This window comes from Streptomyces sp. SCSIO 30461, from assembly GCF_037023745.1.
Taxonomy (GTDB): Bacteria; Actinomycetota; Actinomycetes; order Streptomycetales; family Streptomycetaceae; genus Streptomyces.
Genome location: NZ_CP146101.1, coordinates 4,217,681 through 4,243,838, shown reverse-complemented (window position 1 = coordinate 4,243,838; position 26,158 = coordinate 4,217,681). Strand labels below are relative to the sequence as shown.

Below are 26,158 nucleotides of genomic sequence, written 5' to 3'. Positions count from 1 at the left end.
GTCTGGCTGCCCCTATGTACGTACGCGCGGACGACCTTGCTCACCGGGCGCCGCATGAACCCGCTCACCGCCGGACGGGCTCCGGCGGGTCGGCCGGCGCCGCACGCGAGTCGATGTGCAGCTTCCGGAAGATCCGGGTGAGACGGCCTTCGACGGTCTTGGCGGTCAGGAAGAGTTCCGTGGCGATCCGGCTGCTGGTGAAGCCCCGGGCCACCAGCCCCGCGATCTCCCGCTCACGTGCCGTCAGCCGAGCGGGGTCCGTCGGAACCGCGTGGCCGTCGCGGTCCTCACCGGCATCCTGCGGCCGGATCAGGTCGGCCAGGTCGACCAGCAGGCGCGCCCCGCCGCCGTCGGCGAGACGACGGGCCCGCCGCCACATCGCGGCGGCACGTGGAGCGTCACCCGCGGACCGCGCGAGGACGACCCCGCGCGGCAGCGAGTAGGCCTCCCACAACGCGGCCCCCATGACGGTGTGCTCCCGTACCGCCTCGTCGAGCAGGCGCGGTGCCGTACCGCGGTCGCCCCTGTGCTCGGCGAGAGCGGCCGACGACCCAGCTTCATGGGAAGCACGGCGTCGCTGTCGATTCCACGGGTGAGCGCGGCGGCGAGCGGGGTCGGCGTCTGACGGTCCCTGCGTGCCACGACGAGCAACACCCGGCCGCCCGCCGGGTGCCGCACGAGGTGGTCGAGCAACTCCAGCGACGCGGGGTCGGCCCAGTGCGGATCGTCCAGTGCCACCAGCAGTCCCCCGGCCCGCGGCACTACCCCCGAGCCCGGACAGCAGACGGGCGACCGCGCGGTAGACCCCGAAACGGTCGGCCGCGCCCGGATCTCCGGTGGGAGCGTGGGAGACCCCGCACACCACGGGCGCGGCATCGGCGAACACGGAGGCGTCGGTGCCGTCGCCCCCACCGGATCCCATGAGTTCGTGGGCGTCGAGGTCCGTGAACGCGTCCGTGAACGCCTGGAACGGGGTGTGGCGCTCGAACTCCGTTGCCCTGCCCCGCAACACGGTCATCCCGCCGCGCACCGCCCGGGAGCACACCGCACCCAGCAGACGGCTCTTTCCGATCCCGGCGTCCCCGGTGATGTCGACCACGACGGGGCCACCGCTCTCCCCGAGACCCGCGATCAGGGGGCCGAGCCGCACCAATTCAGCATCTCTGCCGATCAGTTCGAGCACGCGATCACTATCGCATGACGCACGGACCCCCTCCTCCGGTCGGTCCTGACGCTGTGTCGGACCCTCCCCGGAGGGTGGTGCCGGGTACAGCCCCATCAGGTAGTCAGGTGCAGTCCGCTTCCGCCGGCTGCCCGGCATCGTCGATCTCATGGAGAAGAAGAGGAAGAACAGAGAGCCGTGGAAATCGCAGGCCTGGCTCTTCGTGGCGGTCGCCTTCACGGCGGCAGGGGTGCTGGGTGCCGTACAGCCCGCCGTCGGCGTTCCCCCGGAGGTCGTCCAACTGACCCAGTTCGGACCGGCGGTGGCCTTGGCGGCGGCGGGCCTGCTGTGGCCGGCGCGGACCCGCGGGCTGCTCGCCGGGTCTCCGCAGAGTGCGGCCGCTCCGAGCATGGCGCTACTCGCCACCGCCCCTTTGGCCGTCCTTCTGGCGGCCGGCTCGTACGCGCTTGTCACCGGCGCCGCGCATGCCATCGATCCGCGCGGACTGCACCACTCCTTCGCCCTGGTCGCCGTCGCCCAACTGGTCGGCGCCTGCGGCGAGGAGATCGGCTGGCGCTGCTTCCTCCAGCCGCTGCTGCGCACCCGCTTCGGCACGTTCACCGCGTCGGCGGTGGTCGGGGTGGTGTGGGGGCTGTGGCACGTCCAGGTGCTGGCCGGGAGCCCGGTCTATGCGGCGGGCTTCCTGCTGGCCACGACCGCGATGTCCGTCGTACTGGGGGTGGCCCTGGACGAAGCGAGGGGGCACCATCGCCTGCTCTTTGCGGGCGCGTTCCACTGCCTGGTCAATCTGGGCATGCTCCTGTTCATGGACGAGGAGACGGGCAGCGCGGTGCCCATGGTCCTGTTCGGCCTGGCGTGCACGGCGACCGCGGTGCCGTGGGTGCGGCGAGGGCGCCGGAGCGCCCCGGCTAAGATCACGGCGACGGCGGGATGAGTGGGGCGGGGGTCATGAGGGCGGCACGTTCCGGGCGCGAGCAGTGGGTCGCCGTCGGACGCTGCCAACTGCTCGGGCTGACCGGGTTGGCGGTGATCGGCGCAGGGATGCTGGCCGGTGGGGCGCTGCTGCTGCTGCCGCTAGGCGTGGGCTTCCGGGCGCTGCCGCCCGCCGCCCGACTCCTGCGCCGCGCTTCCGACCGGTACCGCGACCGCGCGGCCCGCTGGACCGGCCGTCCTCTCAGCCGGCCCGATGCGCTCCCGCACGACACATCGGCCCGCCGCACCAGCGCCGCGATCCTCGCGGACGACGGGTTCTGGCGCGACCTGCGCTGGGCCTGCCTCGAACCCTGGACGGGCGCACTACTCGCGGCGGTGCCGCTCGCGCTGGTCGAATACGGAGCCTTCGGTTTCCTTGTACAGCCCTGGGTGTGGCCCCGGCTCGGCGACGGCAACTGGTACGCCTTCGTGCCGGTCACATCGACGGCCACCATGGTCGCCGCCCTGCTCGTCGGCCTCGCCCTCGCAGCGGCGGGTCTGCGCGCGGCGCCGTCCGTCACCACGCTGCACGCCCGCTTCACCCGTCGCCTGCTCTCCGCTCCGCGTACCACCGAACTTGCACGCCGGGTGGCTCGGCTGACGGATACGCGAGCCGTCGCCCAGGACGTCCACGCGGCTGAGATCGCCCGCATCGAACGGGATCTGCACGATGGAGCGCAGGCTCGCCTCGTCGCACTCGGGCTCGCTCTGGACGACGCGACCCGCCTTCTCGGAACCGACCCACGGTCCGCCCGCGCACTGCTCGTCGAGGTGCGCGCCAGCTCTGAAAGGGCGCTGCAGGATCTGCGCGACCTGGTCCACGGCATCCACCCCCCGGTCCTGGCGGATCGGGGCCTCGCCGACGCGGTCCGCTCACTGGCCCTGGAGAGCCATCTGGATGTGGACGTGGCCGCGGAACTGCCCGAGCCGCGTCTGCCGGCCCCCGTCGAGTCGGCGGCGTACTTCGCCGTGTCCGAACTCCTCACGAACGCTGCCAAACACGCGGCGGCGACTCGCGCCGACATCACCCTCACCCACCGCGGTAGCCGGCTGCGGGTGAGTGTGACGGACGACGGCCACGGAGGCGCGGACGCGACGGCAGGCACCGGACTACCGGGCATCCGACGTCGGTTGGACTCCTTCGACGGCACACTCACCCTGTACAGCCCACCGGGCGGACCGACCACAGCAACCTTGGAGATCCCGTGCGCGTCGTCCTCGCCGAAGACCTCTTCCTCCTACGGGACGGTCTGACCCGCACACTGCACGACCACGGCTGCCAGGTCGTCGCGTCCGTGGACAACGGCCCTGCGCTGGAGAGGGCTCTCACCCGGATCGACCTGGACGTCGCGGTGATCGATGTCCGGCTGCCGCCGACCCATACGGACGAGGGGCTGAGGGCGGCTCTCCAGGCCCGGAACAGCCGCCCCGCGCTCCCCGTCCTGATCCTGTCCCACTTCGTCGACCAGTTGTACGCCCATGAACTCCTCGCCTCCGGCGAAGGCGCCGTGGGCTACCTGCTGAAGGACCGTGTCACCCGCACGGCCCAGTTCATCGACGCGCTGCGCACGGTCGCGTCGGGCGGCACTGTGATGGACCCCCAGGTCGTGGCCAAACTGCTCGCCCGCAGCGGGAAGCGCGGTCGCACCGAGTCCCTGAGCGGCCGCGAGCACGAGGTCCTTGCCCTGATGGCCGAGGGACGGTCCAACACCGCCATCGCCCAGACCCTCCATGTGAGCGAGAGCGCGGTGGCCAAGCACATCGCGTCGGTGTTCGGGAAGCTGCGGATAGCGCAGTCGCCGGAGGACAACCGGCGGGTGCTCGCGGTGCTGGCTTACCTGAAGGGGTGAGACGGCACCGCGCGGCCGCAGCCCTACCCGGAGCAGCCGACCCTGGCGGTGCTGCGGATCCGCTCGGTGCGTCACCCTTCGACGAGAACTCCGGCCGTCCGGTCGTCCGAGCCTTGGGCGATCTTGAGCTGCCGCCAGTCGGATGCCAGGGTTGTGGCGGACGACCGGAACCACTCGTCCGCCGCACCGTTCGTCTGCCTCACGGTCGTACGGCCCGCGGACGGGCGAACACCGAGTTGTCGATCACGAGGTCCATCCTCGGCAACGGGTCGACCTCCTCCATATAGATGCGCTCTGCCACCAGATACCTGTTGCGATGGATCGACTCCGCCTCGGACCCGGCCCAGTCCTGGTCGCGCTCGGCGCCCCGCCGCACCGAGAGCTCCGCATCCACCTGCAGCCAGATCCGGAAGTCCCAGTACGCGTCGATCTCGGGCCGGAACGCGAAGACACCGTCGACGATCAGTACCGCGTCCGCCCCGAGCGGTGACACCTCGGAGGAGTGATCCAGCTGGGTCAGCGGGTCGATGCCGCACAGCACGCAGGACTCCGCGTCCGATGACCGGCAGGGATCCAGCAGCAGGCGCCTGACCGCCTCGTAGTCGTAGGCGTTGCGGTAGTACCCCTCACCGGACTCCCGGTCGTACAGGTGCCGGTCCCGCCACGGCTTCTTGAAGTCATCGAGTGTCGCCCTGAGTACCGGCCGCCCCGCAGTGCTGATCCACTCGGCGAGTTCATGCCCGAAACTGGTCTTCCCGGCGGCGGTGAAGCCGTCGATACCGACCAGCAGGCGGCCTTGGCCGAGCGACAGAATCTGTTTGGCGACCGCTTCGACCAGTGCGCTGCGCTCGGCGGAGGCCGCCGGAGGGCACGGCTGCTGCCAGGTTGAAACCGAATGACGTATATCCCCGTGTGATGTTCCCATGAGATCAACCTACCGATGGTTCGACTGAGCCGGCACAGGGACGCGAGGCGCACACGACCGGACGGCCTGGCTGCATGCCCGGTGCGCTGGCGGAGCACACTTGAGCGTGGAGTCCCGGGAACATGCTCGTGCTGTCACGGCAATGAGCGTGTGAGCCAGACGACTTCACCGTTCTCTTCGGTGGAAAGGTGATCCCGCTCGAACCCGAGCTTCTCAAGGACACGGAGCGACGGTGTGTTCCACGTGCCGACGGTCGACCAGAGCCGCTTCCGCCCGGTCGCGATGGCGGCATCGAGCACCGCGCCGGCCGCCTCGGTCGCGTAGCCACGCTCATGCGCGCGCTGGAACAGCTCGTACGCGATTTCGGGTTCCTCCAGGGTGGAGCGACCGGTGATCAGCCCGCAGTAGCCGATGAAGTCGCCTTCGTCGCGGCGCTGGATGGGCAACAGGGCGATGCCTGTGGTCGCCGTCTCGGTCAGCAGTTCCGCGAGGGACGTCCGGATGTGCTCAACCGCGGGGGTCCCCTTTCCGCGTTCGGAGAGGAGGGCGCAGAACTCTTCGGCGTCCGAGTCTGCCCACGGCCGCAGTATCAGCCGGTCGGTCTCAAGGTGGAACGGCATCGTCTTGTACGCAGTCATGCCTTCACATCGCCTCTCGCATCATCACGGACCACAGCTGGAGCCATCGGGCATCTGGATCAACGCACAAATTACTGCGTCCGGTTGTCGAGTGGATCTCTGTGAGGGCATTCAGTCACGTCCGGCGCGGAGTTCGAACCCCGAGGGGAGCGACGAGGACAGACGGGCCCTTGGACGAGTTGCCGAGTGGGAGATCTGCGGGATTCGTGACCGCTGTCCGGCTTCGCCCCCGACGCGGGCTACCGGTCACTCGGAGCGCGGTGCCTCCGCGTCCGCCGTCGCCACGGATCTGGCCCACCGGTAGTCCGCCTTGCCACTCGGCGAGCGCTGGATAGCCTGCGCGAGCACCAGCTGCCGAGGGATCTTGTAGCCTGCGAGCCGCAGCCGGCAGTGCGCCTGCACCGCCTCCAGATCGAGCGGCTCCGCGCCCTCGCGCAACTGCACCACGGCCGCCACATGGTTGCCCCAGGTCGGATCGGGGACCCCGGCGACCAAGGCGTCGTACACATCCGGATGGGCCTTCAGAGCCTGCTCGACCTCCTCCGGATACACCTTTTCGCCGCCGGTGTTGATGCACTGCGAACCGCGCCCGAGCACGGTGACGACACCCTCTTCGTCCACCGTCGCCATGTCCCCGAGCAGTACCCAGCGCTCGTCGCCCCTGCGGAAGAAGGTCTCGGCGGTCTTCTCCGGGTCGTTGTAGTAGCCGAGCGGCACATGGCCCCGCTGGGCGATGCGGCCCGGCTCGCCGACGGCCACCGGCTCGTACGTTGCCGGATCGACCACCTGTGTACGGGCGTTGACACGTAGTCGGAAGCCCTTCTCCGGGCCGGAGTCGTCCGTCGCCGTACCGTTGAACCCGGACTCCGACGAACCGAAGTTGTTCAGCAGCATCACGTTCGGCGCCAGGGCCGTGAACTGCTCCCGCACCGTCTCCGACATGATCGCCCCCGATGACGACACGCTGAACAGCGAGGACAGGTCAGTCCCCTTCAGCGGCCCGTTCAGTGCGTCGATCAGCGGACGCAGCATGGCGTCGCCCACCAGCGAGACACTGGTCACCCGTTCTCGCTCGATGGTGCGCAGTACCTCCTCCGGAGCGTACTTGCGGTGCAGTACCACCCGCTGCCCGAAGTTGAAGCCGATGAAGGCGGTCAGCGTCGAAGTGCCGTGCATCAGCGGGGGAGTGGGGAAGAAGGTGATGCCGCTGCCGCCCGCGGCGACGCGCTCTGCCAGCTCCTCCGGGCGCCGCACCGGCTCACCCGTGGGCGCCCCGCCGCCCAGACCGGCGAAGAAGAGGTCCTCCTGCCGCCACATCACACCCTTGGGCATCCCGGTGGTACCACCGGTGTAGATGATGAACTGGTCGTCGGCCGACCGTGGGCCGAAGCCGCGCTCCACCGAGCCGTCGGCCTCCGCGTCCGCGAACTCCACACAGTCGAGCGCGGGGGCGCCATCGGGTGGGGTGCCCACCCGCACCAGGTGGCGCAACGTCTCGCTCCGCGGTGCTGCGGCGGCTACCCGCTCGGTGAACTCGGCGTCGAAGACGAGTGCCGCGAGGTCGGCGTCGCGGTAGAGGTAGGCCAGTTCCTCCTCCACATAGCGGTAGTTGACGTTGACCGGCACGAGACGGGCCTTGATGCAGCCCAGGGCCGTCTGGAGGTACTCGACGCCGTTGTAGAGGTGCAGCCCGAGGTGCTCGCCGGGCTTCAGCCCGGCCGTGACGAGGTGGTGGGCGATCCGGTTCGCCGCCGCGTCCAGCTCCGCGTAGCCGTACCTGCGCTCGGCCCCCGTCCCCGGATGGTCGACGTACACGAGTGCCTCACGGTCCGGGACGACATCCACGACCGACTCGAACAGGTCGGCAAGGTTGTATTCCATCGTTCCTCCTCGGCTCCCGCTCGCGCTCATGACCCGCAGGGGGTCCACTGCCTCGGAGCGGTCATTAGAGCGCCGGGGCGCACAAGTGGGAAGGGGCCTGGCAGAAGAAATCTGACTGCCTGTCAGAAAACTATTGAACTGCACCCCTGGCTCCTGCAACCTGTTCTAGGTCTTGCGACGGGAGGACGGTCATGGCCGGTACGGAACACCTCACCGTGCGGCGCGAAGGCGCCACACTGGTGCTCACTCTCAACAGGCCCGAGGCGAAGAACGCGCTCTCACTGCCGATGCTCGTCGGCCTCCACGACGGCTGGACGGAAGCCGACGCCGACGACACCATCCGCACCATCGTGCTCACCGGCGCGGGGGGCTCGTTCTGCGCCGGAATGGATCTCAAGGCGCTCGCGGGCAAAGGCATGGTGGGGGAGCGGTACCGGGACCGGCTGAAGGCCGACCCCGACCTCCACTGGAAGGCGATGCTCCGCCACCACCGCCCACGCAAACCCGTCATCGCGGCCGTCGAGGGACATTGCGTGGCGGGAGGCACCGAGATCCTGCAAGGCACCGACATCCGCGTCGCCGGGGAGAGCGCCACCTTCGGGCTGTTCGAGGTCAAGCGGGCGCTGTTCCCCATCGGCGGTTCCACCGTCCGCCTTCAGCGCCAGATCCCGCGTACACACGCGCTGGAGATGCTGCTGACCGGCCGCCCCTACAGCGCCGCCGAAGCGGAGCGGGTCGGACTCATCGGCCGTGTCGTCCCGGACGGCACGGCACTGGAGGCCGCCCTTACCGTCGCCGAGCAGATCAACGCCTGCGGTCCGCTCGCCGTCGAAGCCGTGAAGGCCTCCGTCTACGAGACGGCCGAGATGACCGAGACCGAAGGACTCGCGGCCGAACTCAAGCGCGGCTGGCCGGTGTTCGACACCGCCGACGCCAAGGAAGGCGCCCGAGCGTTCGCCGAGAAGCGCGCCCCCGTCTACCGCCGGACGTGAGCACAGGCCCCAGGCCCAGCCCGCACCCACACGAGGAGACCGATGTCAGCCGGCCCCGCCCCCGAGGTGCTGCGCGCACCCCTGGTCGTCGAATTCCCCTTCACCCGCTCTCTCGGACCCGTCCAGTCCGCCTTCCTCACCGGGCTGCGCGAGCGCGCCGTGCTGGGCGTCCGCACCACCGCGGGCCGGGTTCTCGTGCCGCCCGTCGAGTACGACCCCGAGACCGCGCGGGAGCTCCGCGAGATGGTCGAAGTCGCATCCACCGGCACCGTCACCACCTGGGCCTGGAACCCGGCGCCACGCCGCGGCCAGCCACTGGGGACCCCCTTCGCCTGGGTGCTCGTCAGGCTCGACGGCGCCGACACCGCGCTGCTGCACGTACTCGACACACCAGGGCCCGACACCGTGCACACCGGGATGCGGGTCCGTATCCGCTGGGCGTCCGAGCGTGGCGGCGCCATCACCGACATCGCCTGCTTCGAGCCGTGCGAATCCGGGCAACCCGCGGCCAGGGAGGCGCAATCGCACCGCGGAACCTTCGACGACCCCGTCACCGGCATCGTCGCCCACGCCAGGCTCGACTACAACTACAGTCCCGGCCGCGCCCAGACCCGCTACATCCGCGCACTCGCCGATCGGCGCATCACCGGAGAACGCTGCCCCTCCTGCCGTAAGGTGTACGTCCCGCCCCGCGGCGCCTGCCCCACCTGCGGTGTGGCCACCGCGGAGCAGGTCGCAGTCGGCCCGCGCGGCACCGTCACCACCTACTGCATCGTCAACATCAAGGCGAAGAACGCCATGAACGACGACATCGATGTGCCCTACGTCTACGCGCACATCGCGCTCGACGGCGCGGACCTCGCCCTGCACGGACGTATCGGCGGCATCCCCTACGACCAGGTGCGCATGGGCCTGCGCGTCGAACCGGTGTGGACCGAGGGCGGCCGCTACCCCGACCACTACCGGCCCACCGGCGAGCCCGACGCGGACTACGACACCTACAAGGAGCTGCTGTAGCCATGCGAGACGTCGCGATCGTCGCCTTCTCCCAGACCGAGACCCGGCGCAGCAGCGAGGAGCTCTCCGAGGTCGAGATGCTGATGCCGGTGCTGCACGACGTCCTCGGACAGACCGGACTGAGCACCGGCGACATCGACTTCACCTGCTCCGGCTCCTGCGACTACCTGGCCGGCCGGGCCTTCTCCTTCACCCTCGCCCTCGACGGCGTGGGGGCCTGGCCGCCCATCTCCGAGTCCCATGTCGAGATGGACGGCGCCTGGGCACTGTACGAGGCCTGGGTGAAACTCCTCACAGGCGAGGCCGACACCGCGCTCGTCTACTCGTACGGGAAGTCCTCGCCCGGCTCGGTCCGGGACGTCCTGACCCGCCAACTCGACCCCTACTACGTCGCCCCGCTGTGGCCCGACTCGGTGTCACTCGCCGCCCTCCAGGCACAGGCGCTCATCGACAGCGGGGCCACCAGCGAGCCGGAACTCGCCGGCATCGCCGCCCGCAGCCGCAGCGCAGCCGAGTCCAATCCGTACGCACAGCTACGCGGCCACCACGGCCAGGGCGACTACCTGGTGCGCCCGCTGCGCACCGGCGACTGTCCACCCATCGGCGACGGGGCAGCCGCCGTCGTCCTCGCCGCCGGTGACAGGGCTCGCGAGCTCTGCGCACGACCGGCCTGGATTCGCGGTATGGACCACCGCATCGAGGCCCACGGCATCGGTGTACGCGACCTCACCGAGTCACCCTCCACCCGGCTCGCCGCCGAGCGCGCCGGGGTCTTCGACGGGCCGGTCGACACCGCCGAGCTGCACGCCCCGTTCACCTCCCAGGAGGTCGTGCTGCGCAAGGCCCTGCGCCTCGACGACAGCACCAGGGTCAACCCGTCCGGCGGCGCACTCGCCGCCAACCCGATCATGGCCGCGGGGCTCATCCGGATCGGCGTGGCCGCCGCCGCCGTCCACCGGGGCGAATCCGACCGGGCCGTCGGACACGCCACATCCGGTCCCTGCCTCCAGCAGAACCTGGTCGCCGTCCTCGAAGGAGACGCCGTATGAGCCGCACATCCGCCAAGGAGCCCGTGGCCGTCGTCGGTGTCGGCCAGACCAAGCACGTGGCGGCCCGGCATGACGTCTCGCTGGCCGGCCTCGTGCGCGAAGCCGCCCGGCGCGCGCTGGACGACGCCCAGTCGGACTGGGCGGACATCGACGCGGTCGTCATCGGCAAGGCTCCCGACTTCTTCGAGGGCGTGATGATGCCCGAGCTGTATCTGGCCGACGCGCTCGGCGCGGTGGGCAAGCCCATGATGCGGGTCCACACGGCGGGCTCGGTGGGCGGCTCCACCGCGCTCGTCGCCGCCAACCTCGTCGCGGCCCGTGTCCACCGCACCGTGCTCACCCTCGCGTTCGAGAAGCAGTCCGAGTCCAATGCCATGTGGGGCCTGTCGCTGCCCATCCCGTTCCAGCAGCCGCTGCTCGCCGGCGCCGGCGGCTTCTTCGCCCCGCATGTGCGGGCCTATATGCGGCGCACCGGGGCGCCCGACGCGGTCGGCTCCCTCGTCGCGTACAAGGACCGCCGCAACGCCCTCAAGAACCCCTACGCGCATCTGCACGAGCACGGGATCACGCTGGAGAAGGTGCAGTCGTCGCCGATGCTGTGGGACCCCATCCGCTATTCGGAGACCTGCCCCTCGTCCGACGGTGCCTGCGCCATGGTCCTCACCGACCGCACGGGAGCGGCCCGTTCGCCCCGCCCGCCAGCCTGGCTGCACGGCGGTGCCATGCGCAGCGAGCCCACCCTCTTCGCGGGCAAGGACTTCGTGTCTCCGCAGGCGGGCAAGGACTGCGCCGCCGATGTCTACCGGCAGGCCCATATCGCCGATCCGCGCCGGGAGATCGACGCCGTCGAGATGTACGTCCCGTTCTCCTGGTACGAGCCCATGTGGCTGGAGAATCTGGGCTTCGCCGCGGAAGGCGAAGGCTGGAAGCTCACCGAGTCCGGGGTGACCGAGATCGACGGGGACCTCCCCGTCAACCCCTCGGGCGGAGTGCTGTCCACCAACCCCATCGGCGCCTCCGGCATGATCCGCTTCGCCGAGGCGGCCCTCCAGGTACGAGGCCAGGCGGGCGAACACCAGGTCGACGGCGCCCGCAAGGCACTGGGCCACGCCTACGGCGGCGGCTCGCAGTTCTTCGCGATGTGGCTGGTCGGATCGGAGCCCCCGGCACACTGAACCTCTCCGGCGCCGACCGGTGGGCGGCGCGGTCTCAGGACGGCGGCGGCGCGGAATGTCCCGCCGCTGTCCGCGGCCTGTCCGCGACCGGCGGCGATCGCTAGTCTGAGCGCGGACGACGAACCGGGAGGAGTACGCACGTGGCCGACACCATCACCACGGAGCAGCCGCTTTCGGGCTGGCGCAAGCCGGACCTCGACCTCAGCCAGGCCGACTGGCAGTCGGGTACCCAGGGCGCGGGGGACGTCCAGATCGCCTTTGTCGAAGGGTTCATCGCGATGCGCAACAGCGGCAGACCCGAAGCCCCTTCGCTGATCTTCACCCCCGCCGAATGGCGCGCTTTCCTCCTCAACGCCCGTGAGGGCGAGTTCGACCTCACCTGATGCCCCGACCGGCGTGGGCCGACCGCGGCCCACGCCCCCGCCGCTCCCCGGTCGGCCCTGGAGCCGAGCCGGCGCCACGGACTCAGTGGGTCACGGCCTCACGCCCCGCCCACCGGGTGGGCCGAGGGGCGATGCTTGCCCATCGAACCGCGGATCGGCTCCTCGCGGGCCGTCCGCAACGGCTCTCACTCCGCAAGAACCGCTGTCGTGGGCACGGCCCCCGTCATCGCGACGGCGCCGCTGCGGCGTCGCGCCGGGGCTGTCCGCGCCCGGACGGCACGCTGTCCTGACATGGCAGGGCGCGCTCTCGGCGAAGCCGGTGCGCCGGCCGGACGGCGTGCCGCGCAGCCGCATCCTGCTCACGGAGATCGAGAGTCGGCGGGAGGCCGCGCGGGCGGACGGGGCACTTCGCCGCCGTACGCACTGCCTGCAATTCTGTCGGTTTTGCCGCTTCACCGACCCCGCCCAGTGGGTCCGAGCGGAGACCGGCGCGATCGTGGACCGAGGCCCCGGAGCCGATCACCGCACCATACCCGGAGCGCCGCACCAGGCCGCCGGACACGTACCATGGCCGCATGTCCTTCCTCCGCCGCCGCAACGCCGCCCACCCCGCGGGCCCCGACTTCGACGTCCTGGCCATGGACCCGGGTGACTGGCCCGGCAACCTCGGCGCGGGCCTGCTCCCCGCCCCCGACGGCAGCTGCCAGGGCGTGTTCCTGCGCTACGATCTGTTCGGCGGCCGCGGCCCTGCGATGATCATCGGCAATCTGCCCGAGGGCTCACCGGCCCGGGAGCTCGCCGAGGGCCAGATCCCGTTCGAGGTCGCCCAACTGCTCGTCGCGCTGGAGAACGACGAAGAGGTCGCAGTTACCGGCACCGAGGACGTACCGGTGATGCAGGGTGACAACCTTCTGATCGTCCGCCGGATCAAGCTCTCCGAGACCCGTATCTCCTGCGTGCAGTTCGACCGCAGTGACAACGTCCTGGTCACCATCGCCAGCTGGGACCGGCCGATCACCGATGACCTCTACGCGCTACTGAAGCCACTGCCCGCGGAGCTCTTCCAGCAGGGCTGAGCGGAGCGCGAACCTCGATGACGCGCCCAGCGGGCTCGCCGTGACCACATCACGGCGAGCCCGCGGCCGTCTGCCCGGTGCCCCGGGACTGCACCCCGCCTGCTATGCGGGGATCGCTCCCGTCGTCACCCCCTCGCCAGGCCGTCGCAGCGCTGCGACGATCCTGGCCGCCGACATCCCGACGGCCGTCGGCCCGCTGGTCCGCAGCGGCGTGCCGGCGCCGTGCGGCAGGTCCTCTTCCGCGTACCTCCGCACATGGCGGTGCCAGTGCAGGATTCCGGCGAGCCAGTCCTCCAGCTCCCGCACGTAGGTGTCCAGGGCCGCCCTGCCGCGCTCGTCAAGCCGCAACTGGTCGCAGAGCACCGGCAGCTCGTGCTCCTTCAGATGCAGGAACTGCCGCAGCCGGGAACGCATCAGATCGTCGATGATGCGCACTGCCGACGGGTAGTCGCAGCCGAAGAAGGACTGCACCACCAGCACCGCGTTGTGCACCTCGCCCTCGACCTCGATCTCCTTCTGGTAGGAGAACAGATCGTTCAGAAGCGTGGCGTAGTCCATCGCCGAATGCTCAAGGCCCCGCACCGTGCCGCTCCGGTACGCCTCGGGCGGCAGCTGTCCTTCGTGCCGCAGACGGCACAGCAGCATCGTCAGATCGCTGCCGAAGGTCTGCCGACGCATCTCGACATAGTCCACCGGGTCGGGCACCCGGTGCTGAGCCTGGTTGTGGAGCTCCCACAGCCAGCTCTCCAGCATCACCTCGATCGACCCGTGCAGTGCCGTCCGCTCTTCGAGGCCCATCGGCCCCGCGGTACGCGCCCACAGGTCGGCCAGCGCCCGCTCCATCGGGCTCACCGCTGTCGCCGCCCCCGCGGCAGGGTCACCGAGGGGCAGACAGGCGAGCAGCCGCTCGTGGCAGGCTTTCGCCTCGATGAGCCGGCGCGGACGTCCGAACACCAACGGGTAGTAGTCGTCGGCGTAGGTCCCCCAGGTCAGCCACTCGGCGCTCAGCTCCAGCTCATCGGCGGTGGCATCCGGGTCGAGCCCTGCCGAGCAGAGCGCGAAGTCGAACCCGGCGAGCATCGGCCCGTCCCAGATGTCGCCGAGCAGCCCCATCCGGTCGGCCCACGCGATGGACCTGGCGCGAGCCTCATCGAGGTGCGGACTGAGCGTCAGCGGGAACGGCAACTCGAAGTCGGGCAGCAGCGACGGACCGGTCCGCTGGTGCGGGACGTGGGTGAGAGCGCGCAGTCGCGCCGCCGCGGGCCGTCCGAACAGCGTGCTGATGTCGAGGGCCGAGGTGCCCAGCACCCCGCCGAACGGCGAAGCGCCGGTCCGTACCTCCTTGTTCATGTAGCGGCTCGACCGCATGTGCCACTCATGGCCACCGGACTGCCAGTCCTGCAAGCCCTTCGTGTACGCGGCGACCGCCGCGCACTCGGCCGGGTCGAGGCCGGACTCGACACACATCGCGGGGACTTCGGTCAGCGCCGTGTTCTCGAACTGCTGCAGCCGCGATGTCAGCAGGTCGTTGACGGATTCGGCCGCCTCCTGGGGCGCGCACCCCAGAAACGTCTCCAGGACCAGGACACCGTTGCTCAGTTCGCCCTCGTCCTCCACCTCACGCTGGTAGGAGAACAGGTCGTTGCGCAGATGCACCGCGTCGGCGAACGTCTCGGTCAGCACCCGGATCGGCCGTGAACCCGCCACTCGCGCGGGTACCTCGGCACCGGCCGCGTACTCGACGAGTCCCGCCGACCAGGGGGCGCCTCCCACTTTGCGGCGCATCTCGATGTACTCGACGGGATTGGACACCCGGCCCTCGTTGATGTTGTCGAGCTCCCAGATCGACTCGTTGAGCAGATGTTCGGTCGCGAGGGCGAACCTCGTCCGCCAGGCGGGCGACATGCTCGGCACGGTCCGCGCCCACAGATCGGCGAGACCCGCCTCCACCTGATTGGTCGGCTCGGGTGTATCCCGTGCCGGGTCGAGCGGCATGAACGCCGGCAGCCGGTCCAGATAGGCCCTGCCGCCCGCCAGGTCACCGGTGCGCTTGAACACCTCGAGGAAGTGGTCGTCGAAGAAGAACACCCACACATACCAGTCCGTCACCAGGGACAGGGCCTCCGCCGAGCAGTCCGGGTGGGTGTACGCACACAGCAGCGCGTAGTCATGCGCGTCGAGGTCCTTCCGCACCCAGACTCCGGACCCTTCCAGCATGCCCATCCGACGCGCCCACTCCCGGGTGTGCTCCCGCGCCGCATCGACATGGGGATTGAGTCGAGCCGGATAAGGAACGTAGAAATCCGGCAGTTCGAAGGGCTGTGCCATGCGTGCCCGGGCCTTTCGGTGAGCGTCCGCGCGTGCGCCGCGCGAACCGGTCGCGTACGGGCCAGGCCTACCCGTCGTCCATCCGGCCCACGCGAGAGCCGTGATCACCCATCCGAATGAAACCGCAGTGGCGGTGCCCCCGCCCCGGGCCTGAACACGGCCCGCGGCGGGGCGGCGGGCGCGTCACGGGAAGGCACCTCACGCGATGCGCTTCGGCAGGCGCAGGCTCAGCAGGAACGTGAGCACGACCCCTGCCAGCTGCACCAGCAGAGTCGCCATCAGGGCGTCGCGCATACCCAGCATCGGCACCAGGCCGAGGAACAGCGAACCGAGCGTGGCCACCCCCAGCGCCAGCGACGACTGCTGAGCCGTCACCAAGACACCGCTGCCCACTCCGGCACGCTCCGACGGAACCTCCGAGAGCACGATCCTGAAGAGCACCGGCATCTGAAGCGCTTGTCCCGCGCCCGCCACCGCGGCACCGGGCAGCAGTGACACGGCGTCAAGCCCCGGCCAGTCCCGCCAGACCGCCATGCCGATCAGGGCGAGGCCCACCGCCTGCACCAAGCCGCCCGCGCTCACCACCCGTGCACCGAACCGTGCCACCAGCCGGGGGCCTGCCAGCGAGACCACCAGGAAGGCCAGTGCCATGGGAGCCAGCGCCAGCCCGGCCGTGACCGGCCCGAGCCGCGCACCCTGCTGGAGCGCCACCGCGATCACGAACATGAACCCGCTGAAGCCGATCGAGAAGGGCACGATGATGAGCAGTCCCCGCCGCAGCGACACCAGCCGGAACAGGCTCGGCGGCACCAGCGGAGTACGTCCCTTGCGGTCGGCGCTCAGCTCGACCCGGTAGAAGGCGTACGCCGAGACCGGGAAGAGCGGCAGTACGAGCCATGTCCACAAGGGCCAGCCGGCCGCCCGTCCTTCGGTCAGCGGCACCAGCAGGGTCACCATCGCCGCCGCCAGCAGCAGGGTGCCGGGTACGTCGACCGGCTCGGGGCGCTGGGCGCGGGTCTCCGGCACGGCCCGCGCCGCGAGGAGGAGGCCGATCACCACGACGGGCACGTTCACCAGGAACACCGCTCGCCAGCCGGTGCCCGCCAAGTCCCAGGCCACCAGCAGGCCGCCCAGTATCTGACCGGCCACCATGGAGAGCCCGGCCATCGCGCCGTACAGGCTCATGGCACGGGCGCGCCGTGGCCCTGACGTGGCGGCCTGGACGGTGGCCAGCACCTGCGGCAGCATCGTCGCCGACGCGGCACCCTGGGCCACTCGCGCCGCGACCAGGGTCCAGGCGTCAGGGGCGAGCCCGCAGGCCAGCGAGGTGATACCGAAGGCCGCCATTCCGCCGATGAACAGTCGCCGGCGGCCGAGCGAGTCGCCGAGCCGCCCACCGAGCACCAGCAGTAAGGAGTAGGAGACGCCGTACCCGGCCACGACCAGCTCCAGCACCGCCTCTCCCGCGGCCAGATCGCGGCCGATGGTCGAGAGTGCGACATTGACGATGAAGAAGTCGACGATGGGCAGTGCCGCGCCGAGCAGCAAGGTGAACAGGCCGAGTCCACCCAGCGCCGACGGCTGCACCGCATCCGGCCGCGCGGCGCGGCCATGGGTCTGAAGGGTTGCTGTTTCGCTCACGGCATTGAGCCTGCTCCCTACCCAAGCCTGGTACCAGAGTCTGGTTATCCTGGTACAGGGAGTACCTGGAAACAGGTTCGAGGATTCGGCACGCTGGGATTCATGAGCACCGTGACGCACATGCCACAGGGGACGCAGACGGTGACGCGGGCGCCGGACGGTCCGCCCCGTGAGCACGACGTCGTTCGACCTGCCGCGAAGCCGCAACAGGCAGCGGAGATCCGGCGTCGCGAGCTCGCCGCGTTCCTGCGCAGCAGGCGCGAACGGATCAGCCCCGAGACGGTCGGCCTGGAGCGTGGCCGCCGCAGGCGCACACCCGGCCTGCGCCGCGAGGAGGTCGCGCAGCTCTCGGCGGTCGGTGTCACCTGGTACACCTGGCTCGAGCAGGCCCGTGACATCCAGGTCTCCGCCCAGGTGCTCGACGCCCTCGCTCGGACCCTGCTGCTCGACACCACCGAACGCAGCCATCTGTTCCACCTCGCGGGCGCTGTCGATCCCGCGCCGCGCACGATCTGTCCCTCCGTCACTCCGGCTCTGGTCGCGGTACTGGACCAGTTGGAGCCGATCCCGGCGTGCATCCAGAACGGCCGGTACGACATCCTGGCGTACAACCGCACCTATGGGCGGCTGCTGTGCGATTTGGACACGGTGCCGGCGGAGGACCGCAACTGCCTGTTCCTGATCCACACGAACCCGCAGTGGCGCTCGTCGGTGGTGCTCTGGGAAGAGACTTCGCGGCTGATGGCTGCCAAGTTCCGTGCCGCGATGGCCGAGCATCTCGCCGAGCCGGCCTGGAAGGTGCTCCTGAGGCGGCTCCAGGCCGCATCACCCGAATTCTGCGAGACCTGGGAGCGCCATGAGGTGGTGAGCGGTGCGCATGGCAGGCGCAAACAGATCGACAACGCCTATGTCGGCCTGCTGACGCTCGACCACACCGATCTCTGGCTAGGTCCGGTGAGCGGTGCCCGACTGCTGACCTACACGCCGGCCGACCAGGAGTCCCGGGAACGGCTGGAGCGACTCCAGACGCTGGCCGGCGACACCGTGACCGGCTGACGCACGGGCCGGTCGCGTGCGGCCCGTCCCGAAGGAGCAGCCAACAAGGCGATGTGCGTCCAGTGTGTCGGCACTGGACGCACATCGCCCATCCCCCTCGTTGACGGTCAGCGTGTGCCGACCGCGGCGCGCACGGCCCGCCGTGCCAGCGCGCAGTCGTCGTGCAGCCGCCGCAGCAGCAGCCGCTGCTCCTCTCCGATCGACATCCCGCCGGGGTGCTGCGGTACGGTCCTGGCCGGGTCCGACTCCCGCATCGTCCGCTGCACGGCGGTCTCGTACGTTCGGATCTCCCTGGTCAGCACCAGCATCAGATTCACCAGGAAGGCATCCCGTGCCGCGGTCCCGGACTGTTGGGCGAGCTGGCTGATCTGCCGACGCGCCAGGGGCGCGTCACCCATGACCGTCCAGAGTGTCGCCAGGTCGTAGCCGGGCAGGTACCAGCCCGCGTGCTCCCAGTCGACCAGCACGGGGCCGGTCGGCGACAGGAGGATGTTCGACAACAGCGCGTCGCCGTGGCAGAACTGCCCCACGCCGTAACGCCCGCCGGCGTGGGCGACCCCGTGCAGCAGCTTCTGCAGGTCACCCAGATCGCGGTCGGTGAACAGCCCGAGCTCGTGGTACCGGGCGATCCGGGCGGCGTAGTCGAGCGGAGCGTCGAACATGCCGGCCGGCGGTCGCCAGGTGTTGAGCCGCGCGATCGCCCCGAGCGCCGCCCGTACATCCGCGCGCGGCGGGGCCTCGGACGGATGCCGTACGAGGGCGGCGGGACGGCCCGCCATGCGTTCGATCACCAGCGTGCAGTTGTCCGGATCCGCAGCGATCAGCCGGGGAACCCGCACCGGAGGGCGGTGTCGGACGAACGCACGATATGCCGCTATTTCGTGCTGGAACCGGTCCGTCCACACCTGCGACTGGTCGAGTAAGCACTTGGCGACAGCGGTCGCCCGCCCGGTACTGCCGACCAGGAGCACCGAGCGTCCGCTCCTGCGCAGCACCTGGACCGGATTGAACTCCGGGCAGATCCGGTGCACCGAAGCGATCGCCATGCGCAACTGCGCGCCCTGGGGGCCGGACAAGTCGATTCTCCCGCTCAGCGGTTGGCCCGCGGTCGCCGGCCAACGCCGGGTCCGCACAGCTGCCGAGGAGGGGTCGAGAAACGTCCTGCCGCCGACCGGGGCGACCGTCTGCGGCCGGGGCGGGGCGGACACGGAGGACGATGCTGTGTACATGGGTGAGACAGATCCCTTCGTGTGCCGACAAGTCGCGTGCGCGGCCCCGCCCCGGAAGCCTTCGGCACCCTGGGGAATGCTGTGGGCCCCGGGGCGGGGTGGCGCGTTCCTACCTGACACCGGGTCGCGGGTGGCACACCATCTGGCGAACCCTGGCGAACCCTGGCGAATAGTCGCCACCCCTCTGACAGGCGGTTACTGTCAACTCAGCCGAGAACCTGGGGGCTTGACGTGACCGGAGAACCCAACACCCGTCTTTCCGACCTGTTCGGCCTGGCCGGCTGGTCCAAGGGCGAACTCGCGCGGCTCGTGAACCGGCACGCGGCGGCCATGGGCCATCCGCAGCTGGCGACCGACACCTCGCGAGTGAGGCGCTGGATCGACATGGGGGAGACCCCTCGTGATCCCGTGCCGAGAGTGCTGGCGGCTCTGTTCACCGAACGACTCGGCCGTGTCGTGACCATCGAGGACCTCGGTCTCGTACGGCAGAAGCGCACCGGACGACGGCGGGACGTCAGCACCACGCAGAATCCCGACGACCTGCCCTGGGCACCCGACCGTACGGCGGCGGTCCTCACCGAATTCACGGGAATGGACCTCATGCTCAACCGACGCGGCTTTGTGGGCGCGGGTGCCGTGCTCGCCGCAGGCTCCGCACTCAGCAGCGCCATGTACGAGTGGCTGCACACGGATCCCGCAACCATCCGTACTTCTCCGGGGGCCGCCTCTGCCGCCCAGCCCCTGCCCGCCGAGCCGGCCGGGTTCGACCGCTACGAAGCCGCCCCCATCGGGTCGGACGAGGTCGAGGCACTGGAGCACTCTGTCGAGGTGTTCCGGGCCTGGGACGCCTCCCGTGGCGGAGGTCTCCAGCGCAAGGCCGTCGTGGGCCAGCTCAATGAGGTGGGCGGAATGCTCGCCTTCCGGCACCCCGACCACCTTCAGCGGCGGCTGTGGGGAGTCGCCGCCAATCTCGCCGTGCTCGCCGGCTGGATGTCGCATGACGTCGGGCTCGAACCCACGGCGCAGAAGTACTTCGTCATCGCGGCCCACGCGGCCCGTGAGGGCGGCGATCGTCCACGCGCCGGAGAGGCGCTCTCCAGGGCGGCACGGCAGATGGTGCACCTCGGCCGTCCCGACGATGCCATCGACCTCATGGAGCTCGCCAAGTCGGGTTCCGGCGAGGAGACTCTCCCGCGTACGCACGCCATGTTGCTCACCATCGAAGCCTGGGCACAGGCGTCCATGGGGCGCGGCCAGGCCATGCGCCGCACTCTCGGCCAGGCCGAGGAGCTGTTCGTGGCCGACAAGGGCGATGTGCCACCGCCCAGTTGGATGCAGCTTTTCGACGAGGCCGACCTGCACGGCATGCAGGCCCTGGCGTACCGCACCCTCGCCGAGCACGACCCCTCCGCCGCGATCACCGCGCAGCGCCACGCCAAGCAGGCGCTGCAACTCAGGGAAGGCGGTCGGCAGCGGTCCAAGATCTTCGACTACATCTCTCTCGCCTCGGCCTGTTTCATCGCTGACGACCCGGAGCAAGCGGACCGGTACGCCAGGCTCGCCCTGGTGTCGATGGGGGAGACCTCTTCCCATCGCACCTGGGACCGGCTGCGCGAGATGTACCGACTCACCGGGCAGTACGCGGAGTACTCGAAGATCCAGGATCTCCGCGAGGAGTTGCAGCTCGCCCTGCCCAACAGCCCCTCCAAGCGCAACCGCGGGGTGGCGATCTGAACGGGACCGTGCCGCCGGTGACACCTGACATCACGCCGTGCGTGACGCCGGGCACCCGGCGGACCCTCAGCGGATCCTGGCGGCCATCACACAGGCGTCTTCTCCGGCTCCGCCCTCACCGAACTCCTCGACCATCGACCGCACACAGTCCTGTGCCTGACGGGCCACGGTGAAGCGGGGGGCGAGCGAGAAGAAGCGGTCCACCCTCGATCCTTCGCGCGCATCGGTGCCCCGGGTCAGCCCGTCGGTGTGGAGCACCAGCAGGTCACCGGCCATCAGCGGCATCTCGGCCTGCTCGTATTCCGTGCCAGGGGAGGCCCCGAGCAGCATCCCGGCAGGTGGCGTCAGCACCCGCCCCGTCCCGTGGCGGAACAGCAGCGGGGCGGGGTTCCCGGCCTGCGCCCATCGAAGTGTCATGGTCACGGGATCGAAGTGGCAGCACAGCGTGCTGCCCAGCGCCGGCTGGGCGGACGAGTCCAGCAGTTGGTTCAGATGTCCGAGCAGTGCCCCGGGCCGGACGCCGGCCATGGCCATCCCGCGCAGCGCCCCGAGCAGCATGGCCATCGTGGACGTGGTCGTCACGCCGTTTCCCGTGATGTCGCCCACGCTGAGCACCACGCCGCCGTCCGGAAGCTGGACGGCATCGAACCAGTTGGCGCCGATCAGGGCGCTGTCCTCCGCCGCGAGGCAACTGCCTGCGACATCAACCGCCACGGGTCCCCCGCTTCTGCCTCGCCAGGAGGGCAGAACCGCCTCCTGGAGCTCTGCGGCGATCCGTCGCTCGGTGCGGTCGACGTGGTGTTTGCGGGCCAGCGTGTCGCGGGACTCACGCACCGCCCGCTGGCTCCTGCGCAGTTCGCTGACGTCCCGTAAGACCGCCCACATCGAAGCCGTACACCCGTCCGCGTCGAGCACCGGCTCGCCCGTCATGTGCAGAGTGCGCACCCTGCCGTCGGACCGGACGATACGGAACTCGCCGTCGACGGGTTTCCCGTCGATCAGGCAGTCCGTCACCAGTGCCGTCAGCAAGCTCTGATCCTCGGCGAACACCATGGACGGCAGCTCGTCGAGGGACATCGGACCGTTCTCGACCGGACGGCCGAAGATCTGGTGCAGTTCCTCGGACCAGCTGACCCCGTCCGTCAGCAGGTTCCACTCCGCGGTGCCGACCCTGCTGAGCAGTGACCCGGACTCCGACCGCGGGGCCTCATCAGGTGCTCCGGCGACCTGTTCGAACGGCGGCAGCCCCTCCTTGAGCTGGCCCAAGTGAGTGCCGAGGTCGTCCAGATGATGGACCGCCAGGTCGCACAGCGCGCGCTGCCAGCGTCCCTGTGGATCGTCATCGTCCACCAGGGCGTCCCTGCGAACCGCGTCCACGTCACCGCGCAGCCGGCGGGTCTGTGAGATCAACGCGTCCACCGTGTCGGGCCCGGGTGGCTGGGCGGAACGTTCCGCGAACAGATGGGACGGCATGTCGTACTCCGTTTACAGGCGCGCACGGCCAAGTCGTAAGAGATGGACCGGTTACGACTGTTGCACAGAGTGCAAGGGCGCGTAAGGGATTTGGCAACACTCGATACGGTGGTGCTTCCGGCATATGACGGCGGCGAGGGTCGGGCCGGGTCCCCCGCGGCCACGCCAGGCTCAGGTCGCGGCCCGGAGCACCGCGCCCATCGGCGCGCCGGGTTGCAGTGTCAACCGCGGCTCAGCGGGGACCTCGCCCGGTCCCAGATCCACATGGAAGCGCTGGGCCAGCGTGGCCAGTACCAAGACCGCCTCCACCATGGCGAACCGCGCCCCCAGACACGCCCGTGCGCCTCCTCCGAACGGGAACCAGGCGTGGTCCGGGGCCGCCGGTTCGCCCCTCGGGTCCCAGCGCTCCGGACGGAACGTGTCCGGCTCGGGAAACCACCTCGGATCGCGGTGCGCGCTCCACTGGCTCGACCACACCACCGTGCCCTCCGGTACGGCCCGCCCGCCGAGGGTCGAGCCCTCCTTCGCGACACCCGTCATCAGCCACACCGGCGGGTACAGGCGCAGGGTCTCCTTCACCACCTGCTCGGTGTACGGGAGCAGCCGCAGATCGTCGAACTCGGGTGTGCGGCCGCCGAGCACCCGCTTCAGCTCCTCCCCGAGCCGCGCGCGGGCCCCGGGATTGTGGGACAGCAGGTACCAGACCCAGGTGAGCGTGGTGCCCGTGGTCTCATGGCCGCCGATGTAGAGCGTCACCGCCTCGTCGCGCACCTCCTTGTCGGACAGTGGCAGTCCCTGCTCGTCCCTGGCGGCGAGCAGCCTGCTCAGCAGGTCGTCCCGGTCCGCGCCACTTCGGCGCCGCTCCCCGGTCACCCGCCCGACCTCGGCGTCGATCACCCTGACCGCGTGACGCAGCCGCCGCCTGCCGGGCGTGGGCACCCAAGGCGGAAGGAACAGGGTGACACCGCGGAACTCGTCGCCGATGGCCCGCTGGGCCACGTCCATCGCCGCTCCGATCACCTCCTCCCGCCCCGCCGTGTCCACACCGAACAGCGTGCGCACGGCGATCCGCTGAGTGAGCGCGAGCATCTCCCGTCGCACGTCGATCCGCTGTCCGGCCTGCCAGGTGGCCGCCAGCCCGGCGGCACACGCCGCCATGGTCGCCGCGTACGTCCTGACCTGGCGCGGTCGCACCGCCGGCTGGACCAGCGCCCGCTTGCGCCGCCAGGCGGCGCCCTCCGAGGTCACCACGCCGTCCCCGAGCACGAGCGTGAACGCCCATCCCAGCTCGGGGTGCCGGAACACCGTCTCGATCCCGGTGAGCAGCTCACCGATGTGCTCAGGACGCGAGACGAACAGGGCCCGCTGTGGCCCCAGCCGCCATGCCACCACGTCCCCGCGCTCCCGGAGCCTGACGAAGAAGTCCAGCGGATCGCGCGCGAACTGCGGAAGGTTGCCGAGCCAGGGCAGTCGGCGCGGACCGGTGACGACGGACGGACCGGACGGCGCTCCGGCGGTGCCCCGCCCGGTGGCTTCAGCGGTCATGCGGTGCCTCCCGGCTTCCGGCTCCTCGATATGGCCGACGACGCGGACAGGCCGACGCGTCGGGCCTTGTGCGGCGTGTACGGGATCATCCCGGGCGCAGGGGTGTCAAGGCCCTCGGCGGACCCTTCGGGATAGTCCGGATCGCGCATACCGGTACGCGGCCGTGCTGGGCATCCTCACTCCATGAGTGAGCCGCACTGCTCGAAGTGCTGTCCCGTCCAACCCCCGGCCCCCGCCACACCCGAACCGCTGCCTTCCGGCGCGGTGGTGGGTGCGCTGCTCGTCGCCCTCGCGATCGTCGGCGGCTGGCTCGCGGTGGTGTGGGCCGGGGCGACGCTGTTCCCCGGGTGAGCGTTCCTGGACCAACCGGTCTCCCCGTGTGTGTCCTGGCTTCGGTCGGTACGTCGTCGCAGCGGCTGTCCGATGCGCCAGCGGCGTTCGCGGCTGTGAAGTCGGAGGCCGGCCGTGCGCGTGCCCCGGCGTGATCGGGGTGGCCGCTCGCGACGGGTGCTCAGTCCACCGGCCAGGTGTGTGCGGGAGCGTTGAGGTGCATGTAGTCGATGTACTGCCGGGTCATCAGCCGCAGCGCCTCATGGTCGTCGACATGGCTCGTACCCGCGATGCGGTGGTACATCTCGGTCTGCCACACGGCGCCGTTGCGGACATTCACGCACCGCTGCTCGATGATCCCGAGCAGCGGCTCCCGCCACGCCGTGTCCATGCCGGACAGCTCCAGGCCCAGGTGCGCCATCGGCAGCAGTCGCCGCAGCACCAGCTCCGCCACCGGCACCTCGCCCACACCGGGCCAGTACAGGCGCGCTTCGATCCCGTGGCGTGCCGCCTCGTGCAGATTGTCCTCGGCCGCCGAGAACGACATACGGGACCACACCGGTCTGTCCTCCTCGACCAGAGCCCGCGTCAGACCGTAGTAGAACGCCCCGTTCGCCAGCACGTCGGCGACCGTGGGCCCGGCCGGGAGCACCCGGTTCTCCACTCGAAGATGGGGACGGCCGCGGGTGACGGCGTACACCGGACGGTTCCAGCGGTAGATCGTCCCGTTGTGCAGCGTGAGCTCGCCCAGATCCGGTATGTCCCCCTGGTCCAGTGTCTCCAGCGGTTCCTCGTCCTCGCACAGCGGGAGCAGGGCAGGGAAGTAGCGCACGTTCTCTTCGAAGAGGTCGAAGACGCTGGTGATCCACCGTTCCCCGAACCACACCCTCGGACGCACCCCTTGGATCTTGATCTCCTCCGGACGGGTGTCGGTGGCTTGCTCGAACAGCGGGATTCGGGTCTCGCGCCACAGCTCCTTGCCGAAGAGGAAGGGGGAGTTCGCCGCGAGGGCCACCTGCACTCCCGCGATCGCCTGCGCCGCGTTCCAGTACCCCGCGAACTCCTCCGGAGCCACCTGGAGGTGGAACTGGGTACTGGTGCACGCGGCTTCCGGCGTGATGGTGTCCGCGTACGTCCTCAGCCGCTCGACCCCGTCCACCGAGATCCGCAGGTCCTCACCCCTGGCGGCGAACACCTGCTCGTTGAGGAGTCGGTAGCGCGGGTTCTCCGACAAGGCGGCTTCGCTCACGTCGTGCTGGCGCAGCGTCGGCAGTATCCCCACCATCACCAGGTGGGCCCCGACGGCAGTGGCGCGTTCCTCGGCGTGGTTCAGCGCGTCCCGGACCTCCTTCTCCCAGGCGTCCGGGCCGCCGGCGGTCAGTTCCCGAGGAGGGATGTTGATCTCCAGGTTGAAGCGTCCCAGCTCACTCGACCAGGCGGAGTCGGCGATCGCCTCCAACACGTCGGTGTTCCGCATGGTCGGTTCGGCCGACCCGTCCACGAGGTTGAGCTCGATCTCCAGGCCCACCTGGGGCCGCTCGGCCTCGAAGCGCTCGTCCCGCAGCATCTGCGCGAACGCGTCGAGGCACTGCTGCATTTTGTTCCGGTACCGGCGGCGGTCGTCGCGGGTGAAGACCAGCGCCGGGACATCGCGCCCCATCGGCCCTCCCGAGTCTCCTCG

Annotated in this window: 23 protein-coding genes; 12 read left to right on the top strand and 11 right to left on the bottom strand. The window is 70.2% G+C overall.

The features are described from left to right. Positions 1 to 64: 64 nt before the first annotated feature. Positions 65 to 1,183: a LuxR family transcriptional regulator gene (locus V1460_RS18835; protein ID WP_338674810.1), complete on the bottom strand. Its 1,119-nt coding sequence runs from the start codon at positions 1,181 to 1,183 to the stop codon at positions 65 to 67. 148 nt (positions 1,184 to 1,331) lie between these two features. On the opposite strand from V1460_RS18835, the gene V1460_RS18830 reads away from it, so the two are divergent. The 3 genes from V1460_RS18830 to V1460_RS18820 are packed head-to-tail and all read left to right on the top strand — an operon-like array spanning position 1,332 to position 4,005. Further along, on the top strand, positions 1,332 to 2,117 hold the full coding sequence (locus V1460_RS18830) for a CPBP family intramembrane glutamic endopeptidase (protein WP_338674809.1): 786 nt from the start codon (positions 1,332 to 1,334) through the stop codon (positions 2,115 to 2,117). Between the two features lie 14 nt (positions 2,118 to 2,131). Then, a complete protein-coding gene (locus V1460_RS18825) occupies positions 2,132 to 3,409 on the top strand; it encodes a sensor domain-containing protein (protein WP_338674808.1) in 1,278 nt (425 codons plus the stop codon). Continuing rightward, the gene (locus V1460_RS18820; protein ID WP_338674807.1) at positions 3,361 to 4,005 is read left to right on the top strand and encodes a response regulator transcription factor; all 645 of its coding nucleotides are present in this window, start codon (positions 3,361 to 3,363) and stop codon (positions 4,003 to 4,005) included. The genes V1460_RS18825 and V1460_RS18820 overlap by 49 nt, the downstream gene beginning before the upstream one ends. A 71-nt stretch (positions 4,006 to 4,076) precedes the next feature. Here the strand turns inward: V1460_RS18820 and V1460_RS18815 are convergent, their stop codons facing one another. The 4 genes from V1460_RS18815 to V1460_RS18800 form a co-directional block, all read right to left on the bottom strand. Beyond that, the gene (locus tag V1460_RS18815) at positions 4,077 to 4,208 is read right to left on the bottom strand and encodes a hypothetical protein (RefSeq protein ID WP_338674806.1); all 132 of its coding nucleotides are present in this window, start codon (positions 4,206 to 4,208) and stop codon (positions 4,077 to 4,079) included. Then, a complete protein-coding gene (locus tag V1460_RS18810) occupies positions 4,205 to 4,930 on the bottom strand; it encodes a uridine kinase (RefSeq protein WP_338674805.1) in 726 nt (241 codons plus the stop codon). Before V1460_RS18810 ends, V1460_RS18815 begins: the two co-directional genes overlap by 4 nt. A gap of 134 nt (positions 4,931 to 5,064) precedes the next feature. Next, complete coding sequence (locus V1460_RS18805; protein WP_338674804.1) at positions 5,065 to 5,568, bottom strand: GNAT family N-acetyltransferase; 504 nt, start codon at positions 5,566 to 5,568, stop codon at positions 5,065 to 5,067. Between the two features lie 246 nt (positions 5,569 to 5,814). Continuing rightward, on the bottom strand, positions 5,815 to 7,449 hold the full coding sequence (locus tag V1460_RS18800) for an acyl-CoA synthetase (RefSeq protein ID WP_338674803.1): 1,635 nt from the start codon (positions 7,447 to 7,449) through the stop codon (positions 5,815 to 5,817). Between the two features lie 191 nt (positions 7,450 to 7,640). On the opposite strand from V1460_RS18800, the gene V1460_RS18795 reads away from it, so the two are divergent. The 6 genes from V1460_RS18795 to V1460_RS18770 all read left to right on the top strand — a co-directional run bounded on the left by V1460_RS18795 (position 7,641) and on the right by V1460_RS18770 (position 13,141). Beyond that, the gene (locus V1460_RS18795) at positions 7,641 to 8,441 is read left to right on the top strand and encodes a crotonase/enoyl-CoA hydratase family protein (protein WP_338674802.1); all 801 of its coding nucleotides are present in this window, start codon (positions 7,641 to 7,643) and stop codon (positions 8,439 to 8,441) included. Positions 8,442 to 8,483: 42 nt separating this feature from the next. Next, on the top strand, positions 8,484 to 9,458 hold the full coding sequence (locus V1460_RS18790; RefSeq protein WP_338674801.1) for an OB-fold domain-containing protein: 975 nt from the start codon (positions 8,484 to 8,486) through the stop codon (positions 9,456 to 9,458). Positions 9,459 to 9,460: 2 nt separating this feature from the next. Continuing rightward, entirely contained in the window at positions 9,461 to 10,507 is a 1,047-nt protein-coding gene (locus tag V1460_RS18785; protein ID WP_338674800.1) for a thiolase domain-containing protein, read from the top strand. Continuing rightward, positions 10,504 to 11,682 carry a thiolase domain-containing protein gene (locus tag V1460_RS18780; RefSeq protein WP_338674799.1) on the top strand — a complete coding sequence of 393 codons (1,179 nt, stop codon included), beginning with the start codon at positions 10,504 to 10,506 and terminating at the stop codon, positions 11,680 to 11,682. The genes V1460_RS18785 and V1460_RS18780 overlap by 4 nt, the downstream gene beginning before the upstream one ends. A gap of 140 nt (positions 11,683 to 11,822) precedes the next feature. Then, entirely contained in the window at positions 11,823 to 12,065 is a 243-nt protein-coding gene (locus V1460_RS18775) for a DUF397 domain-containing protein (RefSeq protein ID WP_338674798.1), read from the top strand. Positions 12,066 to 12,640: 575 nt separating this feature from the next. Next, positions 12,641 to 13,141: a hypothetical protein gene (locus tag V1460_RS18770; RefSeq protein ID WP_338674797.1), complete on the top strand. Its 501-nt coding sequence runs from the start codon at positions 12,641 to 12,643 to the stop codon at positions 13,139 to 13,141. 102 nt (positions 13,142 to 13,243) lie between these two features. Here the strand turns inward: V1460_RS18770 and V1460_RS18765 are convergent, their stop codons facing one another. Together V1460_RS18765 and V1460_RS18760 are read right to left on the bottom strand one after the other, a co-directional pair. Beyond that, positions 13,244 to 15,469 carry a terpene synthase family protein gene (locus tag V1460_RS18765; protein WP_338674796.1) on the bottom strand — a complete coding sequence of 742 codons (2,226 nt, stop codon included), beginning with the start codon at positions 15,467 to 15,469 and terminating at the stop codon, positions 13,244 to 13,246. Positions 15,470 to 15,667: 198 nt separating this feature from the next. After that, positions 15,668 to 17,110, bottom strand: coding sequence for an MFS transporter (locus V1460_RS18760; protein WP_407077489.1), 1,443 nt, complete (start codon positions 17,108 to 17,110; stop codon positions 15,668 to 15,670). A gap of 102 nt (positions 17,111 to 17,212) precedes the next feature. Here V1460_RS18760 and V1460_RS18755 point away from each other — a divergent pair, with 102 nt between their 5' ends. Beyond that, positions 17,213 to 18,166 (top strand): helix-turn-helix transcriptional regulator, encoded by a 954-nt coding sequence (locus V1460_RS18755; protein WP_407077488.1) that lies wholly within the window; start codon positions 17,213 to 17,215, stop codon positions 18,164 to 18,166. 107 nt (positions 18,167 to 18,273) lie between these two features. Here V1460_RS18755 and V1460_RS18750 read toward each other — a convergent pair whose 3' ends face one another. Beyond that, positions 18,274 to 19,395, bottom strand: coding sequence for an aminoglycoside phosphotransferase family protein (locus V1460_RS18750; protein WP_338674795.1), 1,122 nt, complete (start codon positions 19,393 to 19,395; stop codon positions 18,274 to 18,276). 231 nt (positions 19,396 to 19,626) lie between these two features. Between V1460_RS18750 and V1460_RS18745 the strand changes: the two genes are divergently transcribed. Continuing rightward, positions 19,627 to 21,129: a hypothetical protein gene (locus V1460_RS18745; RefSeq protein ID WP_338674794.1), complete on the top strand. Its 1,503-nt coding sequence runs from the start codon at positions 19,627 to 19,629 to the stop codon at positions 21,127 to 21,129. Between the two features lie 66 nt (positions 21,130 to 21,195). Here V1460_RS18745 and V1460_RS18740 read toward each other — a convergent pair whose 3' ends face one another. Together V1460_RS18740 and V1460_RS18735 are read right to left on the bottom strand one after the other, a co-directional pair. Further along, entirely contained in the window at positions 21,196 to 22,602 is a 1,407-nt protein-coding gene (locus V1460_RS18740) for a SpoIIE family protein phosphatase (protein ID WP_338674793.1), read from the bottom strand. A 171-nt stretch (positions 22,603 to 22,773) separates the two neighbouring features. Then, complete coding sequence (locus tag V1460_RS18735) at positions 22,774 to 24,147, bottom strand: cytochrome P450 (protein WP_338674792.1); 1,374 nt, start codon at positions 24,145 to 24,147, stop codon at positions 22,774 to 22,776. Positions 24,148 to 24,330: 183 nt separating this feature from the next. Between V1460_RS18735 and V1460_RS18730 the strand changes: the two genes are divergently transcribed. Further along, on the top strand, positions 24,331 to 24,498 hold the full coding sequence (locus tag V1460_RS18730) for a hypothetical protein (protein ID WP_338674791.1): 168 nt from the start codon (positions 24,331 to 24,333) through the stop codon (positions 24,496 to 24,498). A 160-nt stretch (positions 24,499 to 24,658) separates the two neighbouring features. On the opposite strand, the gene V1460_RS18725 is transcribed toward V1460_RS18730, so the two are convergent. After that, a complete protein-coding gene (locus tag V1460_RS18725; RefSeq protein WP_338674790.1) occupies positions 24,659 to 26,137 on the bottom strand; it encodes a glutamate-cysteine ligase family protein in 1,479 nt (492 codons plus the stop codon). Positions 26,138 to 26,158: the final 21 nt, after the last annotated feature.